This window comes from Clostridium sp. AM34-11AC (genome assembly GCF_003435375.1).
GTDB lineage: Bacteria > Bacillota > Clostridia > Lachnospirales > Lachnospiraceae > Pilosibacter > Pilosibacter fragilis.
In genome coordinates, this window is the sequence record NZ_QWGL01000014.1 from 59,374 (window position 1) to 81,753 (window position 22,380).

General features: G+C 40.1%; 22 protein-coding genes, 3 pseudogenes and 2 riboswitches. Of the genes and pseudogenes, 20 read left to right on the plus strand and 5 right to left on the minus strand.

The window, feature by feature from the left end:
• Nucleotides 1–159: 159 nt before the first annotated feature.
• Nucleotides 160–259, plus strand: a riboswitch (TPP riboswitch).
• A 59-nt stretch (nucleotides 260–318) separates the two neighbouring features.
• Nucleotides 319–416: riboswitch (TPP riboswitch) on the plus strand.
• Between the two features lie 66 nt (nucleotides 417–482).
• From DW826_RS10105 to DW826_RS10140, 7 genes and pseudogenes are all read left to right on the plus strand, one after another.
• The gene (locus DW826_RS10105; protein ID WP_055200141.1) at nucleotides 483–1,157 is read left to right on the plus strand and encodes a TenA family protein; all 675 of its coding nucleotides are present in this window, start codon (nucleotides 483–485) and stop codon (nucleotides 1,155–1,157) included.
• Entirely contained in the window at nucleotides 1,154–1,957 is an 804-nt protein-coding gene (thiD, locus tag DW826_RS10110) for a bifunctional hydroxymethylpyrimidine kinase/phosphomethylpyrimidine kinase (protein WP_055200142.1), read from the plus strand. The genes DW826_RS10105 and thiD overlap by 4 nt, the downstream gene beginning before the upstream one ends.
• Before the next feature lie 11 nt (nucleotides 1,958–1,968).
• Nucleotides 1,969–2,610, plus strand: a complete 642-nt coding sequence (thiE, locus tag DW826_RS10115) for a thiamine phosphate synthase (protein WP_055200143.1) — start codon at nucleotides 1,969–1,971, stop codon at nucleotides 2,608–2,610.
• On the plus strand, nucleotides 2,600–3,256 hold the full coding sequence (locus DW826_RS10120) for an HAD family phosphatase (protein ID WP_005361145.1): 657 nt from the start codon (nucleotides 2,600–2,602) through the stop codon (nucleotides 3,254–3,256). The genes thiE and DW826_RS10120 overlap by 11 nt, the downstream gene beginning before the upstream one ends.
• A gap of 2 nt (nucleotides 3,257–3,258) precedes the next feature.
• Complete coding sequence (locus DW826_RS10125) at nucleotides 3,259–3,744, plus strand: NUDIX domain-containing protein (RefSeq protein WP_223385983.1); 486 nt, start codon at nucleotides 3,259–3,261, stop codon at nucleotides 3,742–3,744.
• 618 nt (nucleotides 3,745–4,362) lie between these two features.
• Nucleotides 4,363–5,949 (plus strand): annotated as a pseudogene (locus tag DW826_RS10135) (SrtB-anchored collagen-binding adhesin); the annotation flags it as partial.
• A 4-nt stretch (nucleotides 5,950–5,953) separates the two neighbouring features.
• Nucleotides 5,954–6,307, plus strand: coding sequence for a hypothetical protein (locus DW826_RS10140; protein ID WP_005361149.1), 354 nt, complete (start codon nucleotides 5,954–5,956; stop codon nucleotides 6,305–6,307).
• A gap of 36 nt (nucleotides 6,308–6,343) precedes the next feature.
• On the opposite strand, the gene DW826_RS10145 is transcribed toward DW826_RS10140, so the two are convergent.
• From DW826_RS10145 to DW826_RS10160, 4 genes are read right to left on the minus strand one after another with little or no spacing between them, the layout of a single operon-like run.
• On the minus strand, nucleotides 6,344–7,222 hold the full coding sequence (locus tag DW826_RS10145) for a HAMP domain-containing sensor histidine kinase (protein WP_004611592.1): 879 nt from the start codon (nucleotides 7,220–7,222) through the stop codon (nucleotides 6,344–6,346).
• Nucleotides 7,223–7,248: 26 nt separating this feature from the next.
• A complete protein-coding gene (locus DW826_RS10150; RefSeq protein ID WP_117552654.1) occupies nucleotides 7,249–8,070 on the minus strand; it encodes an ABC transporter permease in 822 nt (273 codons plus the stop codon).
• Nucleotides 8,063–8,980 (minus strand): ABC transporter ATP-binding protein, encoded by a 918-nt coding sequence (locus DW826_RS10155; protein WP_004611594.1) that lies wholly within the window; start codon nucleotides 8,978–8,980, stop codon nucleotides 8,063–8,065. Before DW826_RS10155 ends, DW826_RS10150 begins: the two co-directional genes overlap by 8 nt.
• A gap of 55 nt (nucleotides 8,981–9,035) precedes the next feature.
• Nucleotides 9,036–9,701, minus strand: coding sequence for a response regulator transcription factor (locus tag DW826_RS10160; protein ID WP_077326101.1), 666 nt, complete (start codon nucleotides 9,699–9,701; stop codon nucleotides 9,036–9,038).
• A 395-nt stretch (nucleotides 9,702–10,096) separates the two neighbouring features.
• Between DW826_RS10160 and DW826_RS10165 the strand changes: the two are divergent.
• The 13 genes and pseudogenes from DW826_RS10165 to DW826_RS10230 form a co-directional block, all read left to right on the plus strand.
• Nucleotides 10,097–10,360, plus strand: a pseudogene (locus DW826_RS10165) (hypothetical protein); the annotation flags it as partial.
• Nucleotides 10,361–10,666: 306 nt separating this feature from the next.
• Nucleotides 10,667–11,050 carry a GntR family transcriptional regulator gene (locus DW826_RS10170; RefSeq protein WP_002578893.1) on the plus strand — a complete coding sequence of 128 codons (384 nt, stop codon included), beginning with the start codon at nucleotides 10,667–10,669 and terminating at the stop codon, nucleotides 11,048–11,050.
• Nucleotides 11,043–11,903, plus strand: a complete 861-nt coding sequence (locus DW826_RS10175) for an ABC transporter ATP-binding protein (protein WP_004611597.1) — start codon at nucleotides 11,043–11,045, stop codon at nucleotides 11,901–11,903. The genes DW826_RS10170 and DW826_RS10175 overlap by 8 nt, the downstream gene beginning before the upstream one ends.
• Entirely contained in the window at nucleotides 11,896–12,546 is a 651-nt protein-coding gene (locus tag DW826_RS10180; RefSeq protein ID WP_117468893.1) for an ABC-2 transporter permease, read from the plus strand. The genes DW826_RS10175 and DW826_RS10180 overlap by 8 nt, the downstream gene beginning before the upstream one ends.
• A 128-nt stretch (nucleotides 12,547–12,674) precedes the next feature.
• A pseudogene (locus tag DW826_RS10185) lies at nucleotides 12,675–12,776 on the plus strand (cysteine-rich KTR domain-containing protein); the annotation flags it as partial.
• 157 nt (nucleotides 12,777–12,933) lie between these two features.
• Nucleotides 12,934–13,557 (plus strand): VanZ family protein, encoded by a 624-nt coding sequence (locus DW826_RS10190; RefSeq protein ID WP_025580950.1) that lies wholly within the window; start codon nucleotides 12,934–12,936, stop codon nucleotides 13,555–13,557.
• Between the two features lie 575 nt (nucleotides 13,558–14,132).
• Nucleotides 14,133–14,390 carry a sugar ABC transporter permease gene (locus DW826_RS10195; protein WP_117504583.1) on the plus strand — a complete coding sequence of 86 codons (258 nt, stop codon included), beginning with the start codon at nucleotides 14,133–14,135 and terminating at the stop codon, nucleotides 14,388–14,390.
• Nucleotides 14,391–14,521: 131 nt separating this feature from the next.
• Nucleotides 14,522–14,914, plus strand: a complete 393-nt coding sequence (locus tag DW826_RS10200) for a winged helix-turn-helix domain-containing protein (protein WP_117504585.1) — start codon at nucleotides 14,522–14,524, stop codon at nucleotides 14,912–14,914.
• Nucleotides 14,915–15,419: 505 nt separating this feature from the next.
• On the plus strand, nucleotides 15,420–15,842 hold the full coding sequence (locus DW826_RS10205) for a hypothetical protein (RefSeq protein ID WP_015542925.1): 423 nt from the start codon (nucleotides 15,420–15,422) through the stop codon (nucleotides 15,840–15,842).
• A 600-nt stretch (nucleotides 15,843–16,442) separates the two neighbouring features.
• Entirely contained in the window at nucleotides 16,443–16,658 is a 216-nt protein-coding gene (locus DW826_RS10215) for a DUF6870 family protein (RefSeq protein WP_005361189.1), read from the plus strand.
• Between the two features lie 135 nt (nucleotides 16,659–16,793).
• On the plus strand, nucleotides 16,794–18,422 hold the full coding sequence (locus tag DW826_RS10220) for a recombinase family protein (RefSeq protein WP_117504587.1): 1,629 nt from the start codon (nucleotides 16,794–16,796) through the stop codon (nucleotides 18,420–18,422).
• A complete protein-coding gene (locus DW826_RS10225; RefSeq protein ID WP_117504589.1) occupies nucleotides 18,423–20,072 on the plus strand; it encodes a recombinase family protein in 1,650 nt (549 codons plus the stop codon).
• A complete protein-coding gene (locus DW826_RS10230) occupies nucleotides 20,057–21,598 on the plus strand; it encodes a recombinase family protein (protein WP_117468782.1) in 1,542 nt (513 codons plus the stop codon). The genes DW826_RS10225 and DW826_RS10230 overlap by 16 nt, the downstream gene beginning before the upstream one ends.
• Nucleotides 21,599–21,621: 23 nt before the next feature.
• Here DW826_RS10230 and DW826_RS10235 read toward each other — a convergent pair whose 3' ends face one another.
• The gene (locus DW826_RS10235) at nucleotides 21,622–22,185 is read right to left on the minus strand and encodes a tyrosine-type recombinase/integrase (RefSeq protein WP_117552655.1); all 564 of its coding nucleotides are present in this window, start codon (nucleotides 22,183–22,185) and stop codon (nucleotides 21,622–21,624) included.
• Between the last annotated feature and the right edge of the window lie 195 nt (nucleotides 22,186–22,380).

The window sequence follows — 22,380 nt, forward strand, 5'->3', positions numbered from 1 at the left end:
GATATGAAAGAACTTCATAATGTTCGGGCCAATGTGGAATACCTATTAGAGATTTCTTCCCCACCACAACCGCAGCGCAGCACAGAAAAATCCCGTCAATAAGGTTTGCTAACTTGAATTCTATAGACCTTGACTTTCCGGGACTTCTTAACTATAATAATACTCAAGCAGGGGGACTACCTTGTAGTTGAGAAGGTTAAAACCTGACCCTTTGAACCTGTTGGCTAATACCAACGCAGGGAGCTAAAGAATACAGATTCGTATTTTTTGGACATTCTCTGTTTTGGGAATGTCCTTTTTAATTGAATAAGATATGATATGTGTTTGCGAGGGAACTGAACAAGTTGAAAAAGGTAAGACCTGACCTCTGGACCTGTCGGCTAATACCGGCGTAGGGAAGCAATTTCTTACGCTCGTATTGCGTCTGAAAGAGCTTCTAATTGTTTTAGAGGCTCTATTTTTTTATTTTAGGAGGAACAAACATGGCATTTATGAAAGACATTTTAACCCGCAACATCCCCATTTGGGAAGAATGTGCAGCTACCCCATTTGTGCAGGAAGTGCAAACTGGAAAGCTACCTCTTGAAAAGTTCAAGAGATATATGATTCAGGATAGTATCTATCTGAAAAACTATGCCCGTATATACGGCAAGGCAATTTTTCATGCTGATACATTAAGAGAAATTCAGCTTTACTATTCCATGCTGAATTTTGTAAATGATACGGAATCAGAAGTGCGTCTGGATTATCTAAAGCAATTTTGCATGACGGATAATGATATTGAACTGATCGCTCCTCTGCCTGAAAATCAAAATTACATTGATTTCATGTTTGAGATTGCGTCACATGGAAAGAATGAAGAAATTTTAATGGCGGTTCTTCCCTGTATGCTAAGTTACAGCTATATATTCCGCAAATTGGCGGCTGTTCCTACAAGCAGACAGTCAAGATATTGGGACTTTATCAAAGATTATGCGGATGAACAATATGCAGAAAGCTGCAAAGAATGGTCTGCTTTTGCAGAGCATAAATGTGCCGGGTTATCAGTAGCAAATAAAAAGTATCTGGCTGATATTTTTGAAAAAGCAAGTTTGTTAGAGCTTGCTTTTTGGAAGATGGCCTATCGGAACGAGAGAATGGAGGAAAATGCAAAATGAAAAAAGTATTGTCCATTGCCGGATCAGATTGCAGCGGAGGTGCAGGTATTCAGGCTGATTTGAAAACTTTTTCTGCTCACGGTGTATTTGGAATGAGTGTTATTGTTTCTGTTGTTGCAGAGAACACCAGCCGTGTTATCGACATCCAAGATATTACCCCGGATATGATTGAAAAACAGATTGACGCCGTATTTGAAGATATTGAAGTGGACGCAGTAAAAATCGGTATGCTTTCTACACCAGAATGTATGAAAGCGGTGGCAAAGAAACTATTACAATATAAGCCCCAAAATGTCGTAATCGACCCGGTTATGTATGCCAAAAATGGCTGCCCATTGATGAATCCTACGGCGGTTTCCACCTTGATAGACACAGTAATTCCACTGGCCGATGTACTTACTCCGAATATTCCAGAGGCAGAGAAAATAGCAGATATGCAGATTTCCACAGTTTCAGATATGGAGGCTGCCGCAAGAAAAATATATGCCATGGGTTGTAAGGCGATTGTTGTCAAGGGTGGACATCATATAGGAAATGCTGTTGATGTCCTATTTAATGGAGAAAATTTCTACCATTTTGAAACATCCCGCATTGATACGAAAAATACTCATGGGACAGGCTGTACCTTTTCTTCTGCAATCGCTTCCCAGCTTGCAAAGGGAAAAAGTGTTCCGCTTGCAGTCGAATCTGCAAAGGCTTATGTCACAATGGCAATCGAACACTCTCTTGCGATTGGAAAAGGCTGTGGCCCAACGCACCATTTCTACGAATTGTATCAGCATGGTTTATCTAAAGAATAGGCAGGTGCAAAATGAACTTTGATTATACACTTTATCTTGTTACTGATCGTCAACTAATGAGCTGCGATAGCCTGACAGAAGCGGTAGAACAGGCAATTTTAGGAGGCTGCACAATGATACAACTCCGAGAAAAAGAATTGTCCTCATTAGAATTTTACAATCAGGCTGTTGCCGTGAAACAGGTTACGGATAAATACCATATTCCCCTTATCATAAACGACCGGATAGATATTGCAATGGCTGTGCAGGCTACGGGGGTACATATTGGACAGCATGATTTACCTGCGGCTGCCGTCCGCAAAGTAATTGGGGAAAATATGCTGTTGGGAGTATCTGCATCTTCCATTGCAGAAGCAATACAGGCACAACAGGATGGTGCAGATTATTTGGGAGTTGGCGCAATGTTCCCTACTGGAACTAAAACCGACGCTGATTCTGTATCAATGGAGGAATTACAGAAAATCCGCACAGCCGTTTCTTTGCCGATCGTTGTTATTGGCGGTATCAATAAAGGAAATACAGGGCGTTTCAAGCCCATGGGAATTGACGGGCTGGCTGTTGTATCTGCCATCATAGCGCAGTCCGATATAAAAGCTGCTGCTGCGGAACTGAAAGATTTATTTTGCGGAAAGGAAAAGAAACATGGATTTTAATGCGGCAATCTTTGATTTAGATGGAACAATTCTGGATTCAATGGATGTATGGGAGCATATAGATATTCAGTTTTTGAAAAAGAGAAATCTTCCTGTCCCGGAAAATTATGTAACTGAAATATGTGCAAGGAGTTTTGAGGAAGCCGCACAATATACCATTGATCTTTTTGGATTGCAGGAAACGGTAGAGGGAATTATTGAGGAATGGAATAATATGGCGGTCGAGGAATACAGTAACCATGTCGGTCTGCTGCCCCATGCCCTTGATTATCTTCTGCGCTTAAAAGAACATGGAATAAAACTTGCAGTTGCTACGGGGTTGCCGGAAAAGCTCTATATTCCATGCTTAAAGAACAATTCTATTTTAGAATTATTTGACGCTCTATGTTCAACAGATGAGGTTCAGCGGGGAAAAGAATATTCGGATGTCTTTGAATTGGCCGCAAGAAAATTAGGGGTTGCACCTGAACACTGTATTGTGTTTGATGATGTGCTTCCAGCAATTAAAAGCGCAAAGGCAGCCCGTATGTTAGCAGGCGGGATTTATGATAAGTATTCCGCAGATCAGCGTACAGAAATAGAAAGGATTGCGGATATTTACTTACTTGATTTTCGGCAAGCACCGATCCCACACAAAGAGGTATGAAAATGGAAAAATGGGATTTATATAATGCAAAACGGGAAAAGTCTGGAATAACAGTGTGCCGTGGAGAAATCATACCCAAAGGGCTGTATCATTTATCTGTGAGTGTATGGATCGTCAACCAGCAGGGGCAGTATCTTTTATCACAGCGGCATCCGAAAAAGCAATACCCTCTTTATTGGGAATGTACGGGTGGTTCTGTACTTTCCGGGGAAACCAGTTTACAAGGAGCAATCCGAGAGGTAAAAGAAGAATTAGGAATACTGCTTACTCCCGGAAGTGAAAAATTGATTTATCAGAGCAGACGGGAAAATGTGCAGGATTTTTACGATGTTTGGCTATTTCATAAGGATATAAAGATTGAAGAAATGCGTTTACAGGAAACAGAAGTTGTGGATGTTCAATGGGTAAATCCAGATAAGTTATTTGAGATGTTTCGCCTGAAACATCTGCACCCTCTAATTACCTATGTAGATCAGCTAATAGGCTGAAAAAGCGCCGGGCGCAGAGGTATCAAAGCCTCTGCATCTGGCGCTTCTTTTTTGTCCTTTTTCCCGCATTTAGAACCCCGTTTTGCGGGGAACAGGATAACTTTATCCACCTGCCTGCCGGCCATGCGGAAAAACCCTTGATTTCCGTGGACTTTTAACGCCCTAAATGCGTAGACAGGAGGTATCTTTTCCGCTGGCGCTCAGCCTTTTAATTCCGTGTTGCACATGAGGCGGAAATCTTACTGCACCAGACAGCGAAGAATCATTTTGACGAACTGGGAATCAAAAAGCTCCCCTCTGTCAAATCTCTCCGAGAGGAATACACCGATCTTCTGGAACAAAAACGGAAAGCCTATTCTGCCTATAAGCAGGCCAAAAATGATATGAAAGAACTTCATAATGTTCGGGCCAATGTGGAATATCTATTAGAGATTTCTTCCCCACCACATGGAGGTTGTAGATAACGCAAGTGATGAAAACAACGAAAATACAAGGAGAAAGGCAACTGTTGTACCTATTAAAATAGAATATGTGTGAGAGGACAAGCCTTTCAATAATGTAGACGTTCAGAAATGAGCGTCTATTTTTATACCCAAAATGAAAGGAGCATTAGATTTTATGAAAAAGATGTTAAAACGATTGTGTACGGGCTTCTTAGCTCTTGCAACTGTCGTTACTGCTTTACCGACTACACCCGTCCATGCAGAAAGTAAGCAATACTGGACGGAAAGTGCAGAGCGTGTCGGTATCATTGAAAAAGTAATGAATGACGGTTCTATCGGTTCGACATTCAATGAGGGCTATATGAAAGTCGAGGGCGAAACTGCCTATTGTATCGACATCAATACAGATTTTAAGAATGGTTACAAGACCAGAGCTGACGCAAGCTCACGTATGAGTGCCGACCAGATTTCAGATGTGGCGTTATCCTTAGAGTATGTCAAACAGTATGGCGAAACTCACAAGGAATTGAACTACAAGCAAGTCTATCTGTTGGAACAATGTGTGGTCTGGCAGAGATTGAGCGTACATCTTGGCTGGCAGTGCGACAACGTGCGAGCTTCTTATGATGAAATTCCAAAAGCTACGCAGGACGAAGTTTTCTCTGGTGCAAGAGCCTTTGTCAAAGAGAATAAAGGACGCTATGAATGTGGCGGTTATATCTACTCTGGCGAAGGGCAGGAATTGGGACAATTCTGGGCGAAACTCAATGTTGGAAATGCGAAACTTCAAAAGACTTCCAGTAATACCAGCATTACAGACGGTAACGGGAATTACTCTATCGCTGGTGCGACATACGGTGTCTTTGCTGATAAGGACTGCACGAAACAGCTTGCCACCCTTACGACTGATGAAAACGGAAATACAGATGTCGTAGAGGTAAAGGCTGACACAGTCTATATCAAGGAATTATCCGCACCAGCAGGATATAAGGTTGATACAAATATATATTCCTTAAAGGTTGAAGCTGGAAAGACAGCGACCTTGAACGTATCAGATACACCAAAGGTAACAGACACTTTGATTGAACTCTTCAAGATTGATATGGAAACACAGAAAGACAATCCGCAGGGGAACGCTTCTTTAGCAGGTGCGGAATTTACATGGAAGTATTATACTGGCTTCTACAATAAAGACAATCTCCCTGCCGAAGCTACAAGAACATGGGTTACAAAGACAATCGCCGAAACAGACAGCGACGGTACAATCCATTATGTTACAAAATTAGCGGACACATACAAAGTATCTGGCGACAGTTTCTATATGCAGGACGGCAAGGCAGTTCTTCCACTTGGAACACTAACCGTAGAAGAAACAAAAGCTCCAAACGGTTACTTGCTGGACGGTGCATATATGCAGGCTGGCGATAAGTCCGAACAGATTAAGGGCTTATACCTTACACAAATTACAGAGGACGGCGACCTTGCCGTACTTACTGGAAGTAACCAGTTTTCCGTATCAGACAAGGTTATCCGTGGCGGTGTCAAAATTCAGAAACGAGATTTAGAAACGGGCGATACAAAGCCACAAGGAAGTGCTACTTTGAAAGATACTGCCTTTGACATCATTTCCTTAAATGATAATGCGGTATTGGTTGAGGGCAAGTTATACAAGAAAAATGAAGTGGTAAAGATAATTCGTACCGATATTGAGGGTATCGCTTCTACTTCTGCTGACCTCTTACCTTATGGAAAATTCCGTATGAACAATGAAAAAAGCAGAAACGCAGGAACAGGAATTTTTAGAAGTTTGTTCTTCTTACGACCATGACCTTTTAACTGGAAAAAAAGAAATGACATTGAAAGACTATGAACGAATTACTTATTTAGTTAGTTCTCTTGGGTATAGTCAATATCTTCAATTCCTTATTGGAAAATATATGGACTTAGCACAAGCTGACGAAGAACGAGAAGAAAGAGAACATGAAATATATTTGGAATATCCAGAGTATTATGAGGACGAGGGAATTTTAGAAGAAGAAGAAAAATGGCTGGAAGAATTTTTAAATCAACTTCCAGAGAAGAAAAGAGAATATTTTGAAAAACTTATAAAAGAGAGTTAAAGCTACTAAAAAAGTTACTGTATTCAGATGTTCTGATCACAGTAACTTTTTATCATTATACAAGGGAAAACAAATGCTAATAGACAAAATATTTTTTTCGTAACTTACATTTTCAATTTTACCGTCAATCTTTTTCAGCAATTCCTTTACAATATACAAGCCCAGACCAGAACTTCCTTTGGTGCGTGATTTATCAACAGTATAAAACTTGTTAAATAATAAGTTTACATCAATATCATCAAGGGATTTTGTTGAATTTTTAATTGTGAACACTCCTTTTTGATTGATAGAAACTTCAATGTAATTATCTGAATAACGAAGTGCATTTACAATTAAATTTTCAATAATTCGTTTACAGATAAGGTTATTTCCGTATATCCATACAGGAGTATTTTCTGTTTGAATGGTTGGTTGGATTTCTCCAAATTCATAATACTTTTCAATTAAGCAATCTGTAACAATTCTATTTATGTCAACACGCTCACATTCAACATCAACTTGCTCATTTTCTATCACAGATAAATCATAAAACTCTTGTACTAAATCCGTGAGATAATCTGTTTTTGCCTTAATGATTTTAATGCATTGTCCTTGTTCCTGTTTATCTTCACATTCTTGCAGAAGTGTTAAATAGCCTTGTATAGATGTCAAAGGTGTTCTTAAATCGTGGCTTATATTAGATATAGACTGTTTTAACTGTTCTTCTTCCTGCTTAATTTGAACCTGTAATTTTTTATGTAGATTATCTTTTTGATTGATTGCATAAGCTAATTCTTCAATGTCCCTATTTGATAAAGATACTCGTATTTTCCGTTGTTGCTTTATTTGCTTATTTATGTTGCGAATTGTTCTGATAATAGAGAATAAGGAAAATGCTAATATGAAAATAAAGCAAATCAATAAGAAATATAACATATTCGCATTTCCCCTTTCTGTTATGATTAGCGTATTTCTTGCTTTCTTAGTATCAATGCTGAAACAAGAAATGTAATAATTACAGTTCCCACGAAATAAATCAAAATATTGATTTCTAAATTATTTATCATATTATAAGAACAGGTATTCATCCAGTAATACATAGGATTTATTTTTAAATAGGTTAGAACTCTCCATGATTGAGTTGACATATTATCCCATGTCATCATATAGATAAGCGGTCCGCTAAATGTAAACAATGACATAGCACCTACAACGATTGCCGTATGTTTGAATATTACACATAACATAAGTGTAATTCCGATAAATGCTCCCATAATCATACAATTTAGTCCTGCAATTTTCAGCATTGGAAACAGTTGTATTGGAATATTAAATTTCGCACATTCTATTATAAATGCAATCATAATAAATGAAAAGTATAGAAATATACTGGTAATCGAAATCACAATATATTTCGCAACAAAAAACTTAATTCGGCTTTGTCCGCTTGCGATTGCAATTTTAATTGTTGAATCCGTATATTCTCTTGAAAAGAAAATGACAGAAAATATAAGAACAATCAGCCAGAAAAATACAGTATAAGATGTGGCTGTCCTTATTATTTCTTCAATCAATGGGTGTGCTGTATCGCTATAAGCACGAGCAAGAAATCCAACAGTTTCTCCTATTTTCCATGTTTTGTCTAAACTTGAACTTGATGCCACAAATTGTTGCTGACCGCCTATGGAGAAAATTCCAAAGACTGCTAAAATCAAAGCAAAGGTTAAGTACAATGCCTTTGTATGAAATAACTTATAAAATTCTGCTCTTATTTGATTAAACATTTTTTCGTCCCCCTATTAGATTTTCAAAGTATGTTTCCAAATTTTCTCCTTGCACAGAAATTTCATCAATAATAACTCCATTACTGGATAGTAATTTAGAAATCATTCTTACATTATCTAAGCACTCGTATATCCGAATAGAATTATCGGGGTAAACGGAGTAATTGTTAATATTTCCCTTTTGCTCTAATAAAAGAGTGGTTTTTTGGATATTATCTGTCCTTAAACAAATATGGCGTTTACATTCTTCGTTTAATTCTTCGGTAGAAATTTGTTTCAAAAGTTCTCCTTTATGAAGAAATCCGTAACAGGTAGCAAGCTGATGTAATTCACTTAATATATGGCTGGATATTAAAATCGTTACCTCTCGTTCTTTTACTAATTTTTTAAGAAGTTCTCTTAATTCAATAATTCCTGTTGGGTCAAGTCCGTTGACGGGTTCGTCCAAAATCAAAAATTCTGGCTCGCCTAATAATGCAACGCCTAAAGCAAGCCTTTGTTTCATTCCTAAAGAAAAGTTTGCTACTCTTTTTTTACCAGCATTGGATAAGCCTATCAACTCTAGAGTATCGGTAATACATTTTTTATTTGGAATACCTCGTTGTATTCTTTGTACTTCCAAATTTTGAGAAGCTGTCATATCCTTATATAACGCAGGCATTTCAATCGTGCAACCGATTTTTGACCTTTCATGTTGCAGATTATCCTTATGTCCAAATAGGATAATTTCTCCCTCGCTCTTAAAATTAAGACCTGTTAATAACCTGATTAAAGTCGTTTTTCCTGCCCCATTTTCGCCTACAAGACCGTAGATTTCTCCTTTTGGAATAGTTAAGTTCACATTCTTTAAAGCATAGAAATCTTTATATTTTTTGCTTAGATTTTTTGTTTCGCATATAAATTTTGTCATTCTAAACACTCCTTTCTATGCCACTATATCTAATAAGTCTAAAGAAAATCTAAAGTTATTTAATTTTATAACCGATTCCCCAAATGGTTTGTATATAATCTTCATTTGTAATCGCCTTAATTTTTTTACGAATATGACTGATATGGGTATTTATCGTATCATCATCATAAGCATAAGTTTTATTCCAAATGGATTCATATAAATTTTGCTTTGAAAAAATTTTTTGCGGATATTGCAATAATAGTCTTAAAATCTTTAACTCGGTTGATGTAAAAGATACTAATACCTCTTTGATATAAACTAGAGAGTTATTGATTTCAATATCTCTATATGTCAAAGTATCATTTTGACAGGACGTATTTGAAGTCCTTTTCAAATTTGCTTCAATACGAGCAAGAAGCTCATGCAGGTCAAACGGCTTAGTCATATAATCATCAGCACCTAATTTTAATAAATCTATTTTTGTCTGTACCATTGTTTTGGCGGAAACAACAATGACAGGAGCGTTTGTAAATTTACGCAATCTCTGTAATACATCATTTCCATTTAACTTCGGTAACATAATATCAAGTATTATTAAATCTGGAACAAGCGATTTACATAATTCTATTCCCTCTGCACCATTCAAGGCATAATGAACGATATATTTATTATTTTCTAAGAATTTTGCAATCATATTGCAAATGTCTATATCATCTTCAATAATAGCAATTTTATTCATGTGATTTCATCTCCTTTAATTAGATATTGTATCATAAGGTTTTTATGCTATCCACATCAAACAAAGAAGTCTATGGTACATTTAGAAATTATTTAGAAATATACTTTATGATTTTGGAAAATAATTTTGATGTGTAAATCAAGGAGTATGTTTCATGGAATGTTTTAAAGAAATCTATCGGCTATAAATGGAAAAAGCAATCAATAAAATCGTTAATTAGATATATAAATTCATTCGCTCGTGCAAACAGTCTGTTTTGTGCGGGCTTTTTTCATTCTGGAAAAATTTTGGATTTTTTGAGTTCTCAACTTAACAAATCACACCTGCCGTTCCCTATATGGTGCGGAAAGAGGGAGAACCACTTTTCACGTCATAGCGGAAAGGGGGTGAGATTGATGAAACCGTCTGACTTCCAGAAAACAGTTCAATGCCGTTTTGAAAGTTGTTTGAAGAAAGTTGTCCGTCATGTTGTTAAGGACTACCAGCAGAAATTAAAACGACGACAAGAGAAAGAAACGCTCTTTTGCGAACTCCCAGAAATCGTTGTAGAAAATCTGGCTGTCTGGGACGATTATGAAACGGACTATACGATTTTCAATGTATGCGGTTACGATATTCGTGTTTATGATGATGAATTGGCAGAAGCCTTGCGTAAACTACAATCAGCACAACCGCAGCGCAGCACAGAAAAATCCCGTCAATAAGATTTGTCTGCTTTTGGTTTTCAGCGTTCCAACGGAACGCGCAGCCATTGCCACCGGCAATGATCTCAGGGGTTTGGGGATATGTCACCAACAAGCATTAGCAGGAATTCCGGAAACGGGATTTCTGCTAAATACGCAATCTTACGTAAGATTGCATTGCTTGCCAGTAAGTTTAGCTCCATGTATTGACATCTTAGCCGCGTTTGTGCTATACTGTTATACACAACAGCATAACAGTTAAAACACACGGAGGATGCAGAAATGAAACTGATTATTTCAAATGTATCTGGCGTCCCCATATACGAGCAGATTAAACAGCAGATCAAGGCGGCTATTTTATCTGGCGAGCTTCAAGCCGAAGAAACTTTGCCCTCCCTTAGAACACTTGCCAAAGACTTAAAGATCAGCGTCTTAACAGTGACAAAGGCATACACAGAATTAGAGCAAGAGGGCTTTGTTAAAAATGTGCAGGGGCGTGGATGTTTCGTAATGGGGTCTGGTTCAGAACTGATTAAGGAGCAGCTTATTTGCAAAGTAGAAAACAATCTCACCGAAGCAATAAAAGCTGCAAGAATGGCAAATCTATCCACAGAGGAATTACATCGCCTTTTGGACATTTTAACGGAGGTAAAAACAGATGACTAATTATTTAGAGGTAACGAATCTTTCGAAATCTTTTGATTCTTTTCAGCTTCACAATATCAGCTTTACTTTGCCAAAGGGATATATTATGGGCTTGATTGGCCCGAATGGTTCTGGCAAAACAACGACAATCAAACTGATTTTGAATATGCTCAAGCGCACCGGTGGCACAGTCAAAGTGATGGGGCTGGATAATATCGCAGAAGAACAAAAAGTAAAATCAGAGCTGGGCGTTGTTTTCGATACAAATTATTTCAGTGATGATTGGAAAGTGTCGCAGGTTGAAAAATCCATTTCGGTATTTTATCCAAATTGGGACAGCCAGAAATTTGCGGATATGTTACGGAAATTTCACATTGCACCAACCAAAAAGGTAAAAGAACTTTCCAAAGGTATGCAGATGAAGTTAATGCTTGCCTGTGCGTTTTCATACGACGCCAAACTGCTGATCCTCGACGAGCCGACCAGTGGACTTGATCCGGTTTCCAGAGATGAACTTTTGAAAATTCTTTCAGAGTATATTGAAGATGGCGAGCATAGTGTTTTGTTCTCCACCCATATCACAGGCGATTTGGAGCGTGCAGCCGATTATATTACCTACATCAGTTATGGCGAGCTGTACTTTACTGGCAGCAAAGATGATTTTGTAGATATGTTCCGCATTGTAAAAGGTGGAATTGAGGAACTGTCCGATGATCTGAAAAATAAGGCGGCTGGTATTCGTACATTCCCTACGGGATTTGAGGCTCTGATGAAAACCGAAGATATTAGCGGTTTCCCTAACCTGACCGTTGATCCTGCCACCATTGATGAAATTGTAGTGTTTACAAGCAAGAAAGGTGACGATTATGAGTAATATTTTGAAATCCACAAAATTAGATATTGCATTGGTAAAACCATATTTTAAGACGATTTGCTTTACCCTGCTCCTGCCGATTGTGTTTGCCGCAATCAATCGTTCTTTGCTGACAGGGGTATCATTTGCTATGTGCTTTATTGCCATGACGACGGGATATACCTTTTCCATCACAGAAAAAAACAGCATGGATCGTCTGTTTGGTATTTTACCTGTTCGTAAAAGCGAGCTTGTGATCGGACGCTATGTTTTTGTCCTTGCAATGGGGCTTCTTTCCTTGATTATTTCTTTGATTGCACAGCCGCTTGTCTTGAAAGTGCTGGGTGAAACAGTTGGCGTATTTGATATTGTAACTGCCGCTATTGCAGGAGTATTCTTATTTGCACTCTATACCGTGTTCCAGATTCCGGGATATTACAAGTACGGCTCAATCAAAGGACGGGTATTTATGTATATTCCAGTGGCCGGTTTTTTGGTGACTTTACTTCTTCTCTCTAAAATGCCAGCTATCGGGAACTCAATTATTTCAGTCGTTGAATCTTCTCCGATACTTCTCGTTTTCCTTGCGGTTTTTGCTATTGTTGTGATGTATGCGGTTTCAATCTTCTTGTCCATTCGGATTATGAAGAACAAAGAAATGTGAGGTGATTGTATGGATTTTACAATTTTGGTAGTTGTGCTTTTGCTTGGTGTTGGCGTTCCTATCCGTAATAAACTCATACGGAAATATCGGGATAAGAAAAAGAATGATCGCAATTCGGAGTGAACAATATGGAGAAAACAGAGTTCATCCGCTGCCCAGTCTGCGGGAATAAAACACGCGACAAAATTCGGGAAGATACCGTACTTAAAAATTTTCCTCTCTTTTGTCCATAATGCTAATCGTAAGTCTAATCGACATTGAACAATTAGACTTACGATTAGCATTATGGGAATACCGTCGTTACTAATGACAGTATTCTGTTTGCTTTATGAGAAAATGCTCAATGCTGGAATGGGCAATAAATTTGAATTTGACAAGGAGATAATAATGATACCAATTTCTGATATTCTCATCCGCTCAATTAGTGGGTATGTGTTTATGGTTCCAGTCTTCGTACTGTATTTCTTGTGGCTCAAAAAATTGGGGAGAACACAAAGTTTTCTCCATACCGCTGCAGTGTTTGTTTTTGGTTATTATTTATTCGGACTTTTGACCGTCACAGGCATCGGCTTTACAAGCACAATGACCTTTCGCCCGAACATTTCTTGGACTCCATTTATCGGTATGATAACTGGGCCAATTGATACCATTCTGAATATTATTCTGTTTGTCCCGTTGGGATTTTTCCTGCCGCTGCTGTACAAGAAATATCATCACATGAAGACGGTTGCATTGACTGGCTTTCTGTTTTCTTTGGCTGTTGAAATTGTCCAGATGTTTGGCTGGGGTTCTTCCGACATCAATGACTTGATGACAAATACCGCTGGAGCCTGTATTGGATTTTTAGTTTATTGTCTGCTGTCAAGAATCTTGCCTGCCAATCTGAAAAAGCAACTTCAATCCAGCCGTGTCAATGCTGTGGCTGAAGTACTTCTCTTTGCTATTTGCACATTTGCCATTATGGTCACGGCTCAGACTTGGTTTGTCCATGATGTGCTGAATGTTCCATAAATTGTATCGGAAACAATCGGTCTCAGATATAAAAAAATAGTGTCTTCTGTTTGACACACCTGCAGACCGATTTTTCCGTATTGAACTTAGTCGCGTCAACGAAGCCACTACCTATGGAATTTCAATCTTTTCCTTCCTGTTATGCTTGGACAGATTGAATAATTCTCTTTGTGTTATATCTATTATTTTTAGGTAATAGTCCACAACGGCTTCTAACATGAAGGTACAAAAAATAAAAGTTGATCCTCAATCAACCCTATTATTGTACTCTTCAATTCATACTTTTCGATCTCAATGGTAGTATGGTTAGATAGACATCTGTTGCCGCTATCCCTTGGTAAGTTACCCGTTCAGCTTACCTACAAATTTAGAATACAATAAATGGCATCATTTGAACAGACTATATTTTTTTAAAATAACTGTTCTACTATGAGAGCTTCGGTCTGTTTGCTGTGCTGATTCTGGTACAGTTGGCGGCCACCGGCGCAGCAGCGTTCCGCTTTTACTACAAACAAAGAAAAGGCTGAATAGAAAATAGGTATCATCAATCAAAAATATCATTGGAGGTATAACTTATGGAAAAAGAAACAATGGGAACTGTAATTTCAGTTACAAAACAATGGTGGTTAAAAGTGAATCGTAAACCTGCCCGCGTTCATGCGATGGATGGCGCAGCCTTTCCGCATACTATCAAGGTCAAATATACGATAGACGGTAAAGATTACATCTGCCGAAAATGGATTGGTGCAGGAAACAACGTTCCTGACAAGGGAACAACGATTAAAGTTACCTATTGGGAAGATAAGCCATCGAAAGCAAGAATTGAGCTCTAATCAATAAATTTATCAAAATATGGAGGTGATGATGTGATGGGACATTAGCTGTTTTTGATATTGAAGAATCCGGCAAGAAGATTGGTGAAAAGTTATTTCTGCTTCTTAACGAGGAACAAAAGAATGCTCTAATGCAATATATTTTGGAACAAGGAGTCAGTCATGGAACAGTATTCAATTCCTGTCACACTTTCTCCGCAGCAGAGAAGAATCCTCTTACAGAAATACAAGAAGGCGAGCTTTATCTATGTCTGGAACACCGCACTGTCAGGGTTAGGGAACGGATTATCAACTTGACAAGTAAGGAGTTTGATATACTGGCATTGCTCATTGCCAATCCCAAACGTGTTTTTACTTACGAACTGATTACCGATTTGGTTTGGAAAGAGGATTGTGATTTCTATTCGAGAAAAGCGATTCATAATCATATGAGTAAGTTGCGTAAGAAATTGCGTTTTGAACCGGATCTTCCAAACTACATTGAGAGTGTCGCCGGGATCGGCTATAAATTTGAACAACTATAATATGAGCCCACAAGGTGTCGGTTCCCCTTGTGGGCTTGCTTTTTGCAGCATATATTCTAAGGAGCAGAATATGTAGAAAATTGCGAATATAAAGAGTAAAAAGCGAATGTCTGCGGACTGATACAGGAAACATAATCGATATAATTTTCTCCCAAGGAGGTATCAAGCAGCCGATTCAGGCCCCTCCTTGATGGGAGGAAATGCCTATGCGTCTATGCAACACAGATCCGCAGATAAACTGCTTTACATTCAGTCACCTATACGTCGTAGTCCAGCTCGTATGGATTGTGGCGTTTTTGGTTTCGACAAAGTTTGAGCATTTTCGCTGTCAACCTCCCGGAAAAATTTCATACTGTTGCTTTGGCGCGCCTGTTCTTTGTACGGGCGCGCTTTTTTGTACCCTTTTTTTAATCAGAAAGAGACTTAGACCTTATCGCTGCCGCAGCCCACCCTCTGGTTTCGATTTTTGCCATCAACTCAAACATCGAAATTGGAGGAAATTACTATGAAGAAAATCAATCTTCGGGATTATTACCCGTATTATACACAGGACATGATCGTTGAGGTGCCGGATGAAGTTGCTTTGTTGCTTCGGGAATATATGTTGTTGGAAGAAGCCTATCGGATTCGTACATACCGCTATAAAGCATTTTACTCTCTGGATCGAGACGAAGGTATTGAGCGTGAGATATTGCAAAAGCCTCTTAACCCGGCAGAAATTTGGGAACAGCGTCAAATGACGGAGTTGATTTATAAAGGTCTTTCCAAACTTCCGGTAAAGCAGCGCCAACGGATCTATGCACACTTTTTTCTTGGCATGAGCAAAGCAGATATTGCCAAAGCGGAAGGAACACACAAAAGCCGGATCACCCGTTCTATTGAAGCCGGATTGCGTAGTCTGGAAAAATATTTCAAAGAAATTTTATAACAGACGGCAACTTTGCCCCTAAAAATGTACTGAATAGTAGAGGGACATATTCGGTGGGACAAGCTGGACGGGTGTGGTAAGGAAGCATATACATCCTCCCACCCCAACTGCAATATCAATTTGTCTGCCATGCCCCTTGCTTGTTCCTTGACAACCGAATATACGCTGTTACAGGTACTTCATTCTGTGTTCCGAGCGGCAGATGGGGCGGCGCGGTGACAGGCAGCCTAAGGAGGTGATGAATCCAAGCTGTCCGAGCGATAAACGCAACCTACGAAACCGGCTGTGGCAAGCCGGACGCGATAACGACACAGATCATAATGGTACTTCTTCACAGCTTCCTAAAGACTTGGGGAGAGTTCCTGCGGCGTTTGCTTGCTCTGGCAAAGCGGCGGCGTATGTGGGACTATGATGCGGTGACGCTACCCGCAGCCTGTAACAGCCCCGTCCTTATAACAGAAGGACTTGCCGGGGTGCGTGGCAAATACGGCAGTAAAATCGAAATCAGATATAATGGGCCGGATTTATGTGTGCAATAACCATAGATCCGACCTATTCATGTGGTTTTGATAACACAGTTTTCAGAAGGGAGTTGATACTATGGAATTGAACACCATTGTCAGTGAAGTGGGTACGCTGGTAGACATTCGGGATGTCTCTGTCAACAAAGAACTTTCCCGTGATGAACGGATTGCAGAATTTGTTCAGCAGATAAAAAATCCATACCATTTTAAGTGTGGCCGTTTTACTGTACAGGCCAGCTTTTCTGCTGAAGGAGCTACCCTGGAAGAATGTATCAAGGGTATTTTACGATAGGCGCAATTTTAAGAAAGGGGCTGACTTTTCCGTAAAAGCATGGTAGAATAAGCATCGGAAAAGGAATTGAATATGGCATAACCACACTTCTTGAATTGCGGGGATTTTTCTGTGCAACGAAAGGAGTGTTTTTTTATGCAGGTTTACAAAGCGATTAAGTACATCCGTCTTTCTTATACGGATGATAAAACAGTAGAAAGTGACAGCGTTGCCAATCAGCGGCGCCTGATCGATGATTACATAGCCCGACACCCGGAAATTGAGGTTGTGGCAGAAAAAATTGACGATGGTTATAGTGGAGTTTTGTTTGATCGCCCGGCATTTCAGGAAATGATGCGGATGATCGAACAAGGCGAAGCTAACTGCGTGATTGTCAAAGACCTCTCCCGCTTAGGTCGTGAGTACATAGAAACAGGCCGTTATATGCGCAGAGTATTTCCAGCCTATGGAGTGCGTTTTATCGCAATTAACGATAATGTAGATACGGAAAATGACGCTGCCGATGATCTCACAGTTTCTGTCAAAAACATTATGAATGAGGCTTACTGTCGGGATATTTCCGTTAAGACACGGAGCGCCCTGGAAGTAAAACGGCGCAGCGGGGATTTTGTGGGTGCTTTTACCATCTATGGTTATGTGAAAGCCGGCGATAAACACAAGAGCCTGGAAGTAGACGAATATGCTGCCAATGTTGTGCGGGATATTTTCAGAAAACGGCTGGAAGGATTCAGCGCTTCCCATATAGCGGATGAACTGAACCGATTAGGAATTCTTTCACCGTTGGCGTATAAGCGCAATCACGGAATGCCTCATGCAAAAGGTGGCTATACAGACCGAAAGGATTGCAAATGGTCTGCAACTACAATCATCCGCATTTTACAAGATGAAACTTACACCGGAACACTGGTCCAGGGCAAGCAGACAACGCCCCATTTCAAATTAAAAGAGCGTGAGGACAAACCTTCTTCGGAATGGATTCGTGTGGAGGGAACCCATGAGGCAATCATACAAAAGCACGATTTTGATCTGGTGCAAAGGCTCCGCAGGATTGACACAAGGACTTCTCCCAAATCGGATAAGGTTTACCTGTTTTCCGGCATTTTGATCTGCGGCTGCTGTGGCTGCCGTATGACCCGCAAGACGAACCGCTATAAAGATAAAGAGTATCACTATTATTACTGCCCGACCGGCAAAAAGAATGGCTGCACATCGTCGGTCATGCTGAAAGAGTCGGATCTGATTGAATGTGTACAGGACAGTTTGAAAGGACATATTGAAAATGTTGCTTCTCTGGATGCCCTGCTGTCCAGTATCAGTCAAGAACGGATTAACCGGGAATTGGCGCAGGAATATGCCGCACAGATCAGAGTAAATGAGAAGCGTGTGGCACAGACCGAGGGCTTTAAGGCAAAACTCTATGAAAATCTGGTAAGTGGAATTCTGACAAAGGAAGAATTTCTCTCTTACAAGCGAAAATACAATGCAGATATTGAACTGTTCCAAAAAGCAATCGCTGAATGGAACGAAAAACTTACAGATGTATTAGAAAACCGAAGCGAACGAAACCGTTGGATCAACCATTTTATGAAATTTTCTACTATGGAGGATATTGACCGTCGGGCAGTCATGCAGCTTATCCGAAGCATACGGGTAATGGGTAAAGATGAACTGCATATTGAATTTAATTACCAGGATGAATATCAGAAAGCAATCTTTTTGGCAAAACAGATTGCTACAAAAAATGAAGAAAGGATGGTGGGTTAAATGGCAAGAAAAAGCAGAAAACAGACGGCAGTTCCTATGCCGGCACCATCTTTGTATGTACATGTGGCTCTGTATATCCGTCTTTCTGTGGAGGATAACAAAAAGCGAGGCTGCTCAGTAGAAAACCAAAAACTGGTACTGAATGACTTTCTTTCGGATAAACCGGACTTCGTTGTGTATGATACTTATATCGACAACGGAGCAACAGGGACAAATTTTCACCGCCCTGGATTTCAGCAAATGCTATCTGATATTGAAGCAGGCCACATTAACTGTGTGATTGTTAAGGATCTTTCCCGATTAGGGCGAAATTCTATTGACACAGGTTATTATATCGAACAATATTTTCATGCACATAATGTTCGGTTCATTGCTGTTACGGATCAGTTTGACACAGCGGATTCCGGAAATCTTCATGGTGGTATCATGCTGCCTTTGAAAAATATGATCAATGAAGCCTATGCTCTGGACATTGGACGAAAAATCAAAGCACAGGCGCGGCAGGCTATGAAAGATGGCGACTATATTGGTGCACGGGCACCTTACGGTTACAGGAAAGACCCTGATAATTGCCATAAACTTCTGGTTGATGAAAATACTGCCCCTGTGGTAAAACAGATTTTTGAATGGGCACATGAGCATGTGTCTCTGAACCGGATTGTCCGCAATCTAAATGAGATGGGGATTCCGGCACCGAGCCATTATAAAAAGGCTACTGGCGAGATTACCAGTCCGGGCCTGATCGGAAGCGGCAAATGGCAGACCCGTACAGTGATGAAAATTTTAGAAAGCGAAGCCTATACAGGCGATCTGGTGCAAGGAAAAACAAAGATTGTAGATCATCAGCAGGTCAAGGCTGGAGAAGATAATCTGATTATTGCCAAATGCACCCATGAACCGATCATTAGCTATGAATTGTTTAATGCAGTTCAGGAATACAGAAAACAGATCTGTGAAGAAAGCAAAGCAACTCCAAAACGCCCCTACACGCCAAACATTTTCAAAGGCAAAGTGTTCTGTGCTGATTGTGGCAGAAGCCTTCACCGGCAACGTGCCGAGCGCCGGAAAGGCCCCGATACTTATTGGTTCCACTGCCTTACAAACAGCCGGGTAGAAAAAGATAGCTGCAAAGGCGCAACGATGCAGGAAAAGGAACTGATTTCTACTGTTACGGCTATTCTTGAAAAAGAGCTGACAGTTGCGCTGGGAATGTCGCTGCCTCTCTTTCAGTTGGAGGCAAGACAAAAACAGGAAAAAGATAAGCTGAAAATTCAGATGTCGGCCAAACGGCAGGAAATTGAAAAAACACGCCGGCTGATCCGTGGTCTATATGAAAATATTGTGCAGGGTATTTTGACAAATGATGAATACTTTGAATTGAAGGCGGATTATGAATATGCTATCAAGGCTCTGTCTGGTGAGATTGAAGTATTTGAAAAATCTATGGACTCCCTGGACAACCAGCTTGCCCGATATCGTGCAATGGAAAAGGATGCAAAAACACTGGCACAGGATCATGTGCTGACTGCAGAACTGATCGAACGGCTCATTGAACGAATTGAGATCGATCACGAGCGGAATATTCATGTGACCTTCCGTTTCAAAAATGAATTTCAGGGAAAGGCGGTGGAACCGTGCGCAACTATGTGATTGCCCTTTATATCCGTCTTTCTGTGGAAGATTTCAAAACTGAAAGTTTGAGCATACCAAATCAAAAACTGATTCTTCGTGAAAAAGCTATGTCTCTGCCAGAATGGGATTGCAGTGAGATTTTGGAATTTATTGACAACGGTCATACAGGGACAAACTTTGAGCGTCCGGCGGTGCAGGAACTTTTAACAATGGTTCAGGCCGGAAAAATCAACTGTATTATTGTAAAAGACCTTTCCCGATTTGGACGTAACAGCATTGAAACCGGCTATTTTATTGAGCGGGTATTTCCTCTTTATCACACCCGTTTTATTTCCGTCAGTGATGATTTTGACACAGCTAATTTCAAAGGTGACACCGGAGGGATTGATATTGCTTTCAAGTATCTTATTAGCGAGTGTTATAGCCGGGATATGTCCATGAAAACCAAAAGTGCAAAATATGCAAAGATGCGTCGTGGAGAATATCAGAGTGTCATCTGTCCTTACGGCTATCGCAAGAGTGCAGACGGACGTATGGAACTGGACGAGGATGTTGCCCCGAATGTGCAGATGATATTTCAATGGGCGTCTGAAGGCAACACCGCAGCCGAGATCACAAGAAAACTGTATGCCATGAATATCCCCACCCCTGGGGAATATCGCAAACTTAAAGGCAAGGACTATTACAATGTTTCCCGAACAAACGGCGTTTGGAGTACATCAACGGTCCTGCGTATTTTAGAAGATCAAAGATATATCGGTACCTATGTAATTGGCAAGAGAAAGGTAAAAGAGATTGGCAGCCGACATACACAGTTAAAGGATGAAAGTGAGTGGTTCAAAATACCGAACCATCATCCGGCTATTATAAGTGTGGATCTATTTGAGAAAGCCAATGCTTCTATTAAGCGTTTCTCTCTGTCAAATAAAAAGCCGCGTGATTATCTGCTCCGTGGTAAGGTATTCTGTGGATGCTGCGATCATGCAATGTCTCTACGAAATGGTGCGTGGTTTTATTGCCGTCATTCCGAGGTGGCTGAAACGCTTCCTTGTCATGGTGTGCGCATAAAGATGGCTGATCTGGAGCAGGTTGTATTTGAAACAATTCGGGCTCAGATGTGTCCGGCATTGGGAATTGACAGCAATAAGGATAAATTGGATTTGCAGACAGTCCAGCAGGCCGAACATGAAGAAAAACTCCGTTCTATTCAAGACAGCAAGCGGCATCTTTATGAGCAGTATGCACTCGGAGAGATTGATTTGGAAACCTATCGAACACGAAAAGCGGTTTATGACACGGAACTGGTACAAGCCAAAAATGTTCATGCTGTCATTACTGCACAGACAAAGCAGATAAAAAGTGATTATGAGATCAAGTTGAAACAACAGGAAATTATGCAGGAAGTCGGAAACGCCAACATGCTGACAAAAGCTCTGATTGACCGGCTTATCAACAAAGTTTACGTCTTTCCAGGAGATCGGATTGAGATTGAATATGCAACACAGGATTTCTTAGAAACAAAGGAATCCGAAAAGGAGGTATAACCGTGAACCCCCATTTGAAACAGCTATGGGCAGCTATGAGGCTGCCCGAAAACTTCAAAAAAAGTTATAAATTTTTTTGTCGTGGGCTTGACATACGGGTGACGGAGATCATGCAACGTCAGATCGTCTGGTATCATCTCGGTCTCATCTTTTGCAATATTCGTGTTGTAGATCTGAATCACCCGTTTAAACTCCGTTCTGGGGCTGCAAATATGCATCTGAGAGCCATCATCCCGGATAAAGACGAAATTGTTTTGAAATTGTTTGCCGCGGGATCCTTTCCAGTAGTCACCCAGTCTGAGACAAGCCTCCTGTTGTTCATGCATAAGTTTTTTTGCAGCGGCGATGACAATATCCGGTACGATACACTGTCTCGTGGCATGGGTCTTTGTATCCTTATGAATGACTTCTCCTTTTACGACCGCCGTAGATTTGGAGAAGTGGATTGTGTTTAGGGAAAAGTCAATGTCGCTCCATAAAAGAGAAACAATTTCTCCACGCCGGGCACCGGTAAAGAGAGCAATATAGAAAAAGAGCTGCCATTTAAGATCGAGGGACCATAACTGAGTATACTCCTTGATCTGCACGGGTTTTCCGTTTCTCTTGACATTCCAAGAGAAGAAGACATTCCATAATCAGAAGAGGGCAATACAATTTTTGCCGAGATTAAAGAAACCGTCATACTACTTTCAGCCTTGCCCAAAATGAGATACGTGTGTCCCGCATAGAGTTTTAAGCTTGTTGAATATTCCGTTGCGGCGAAGCCGTCTGTCCGGAAAAAT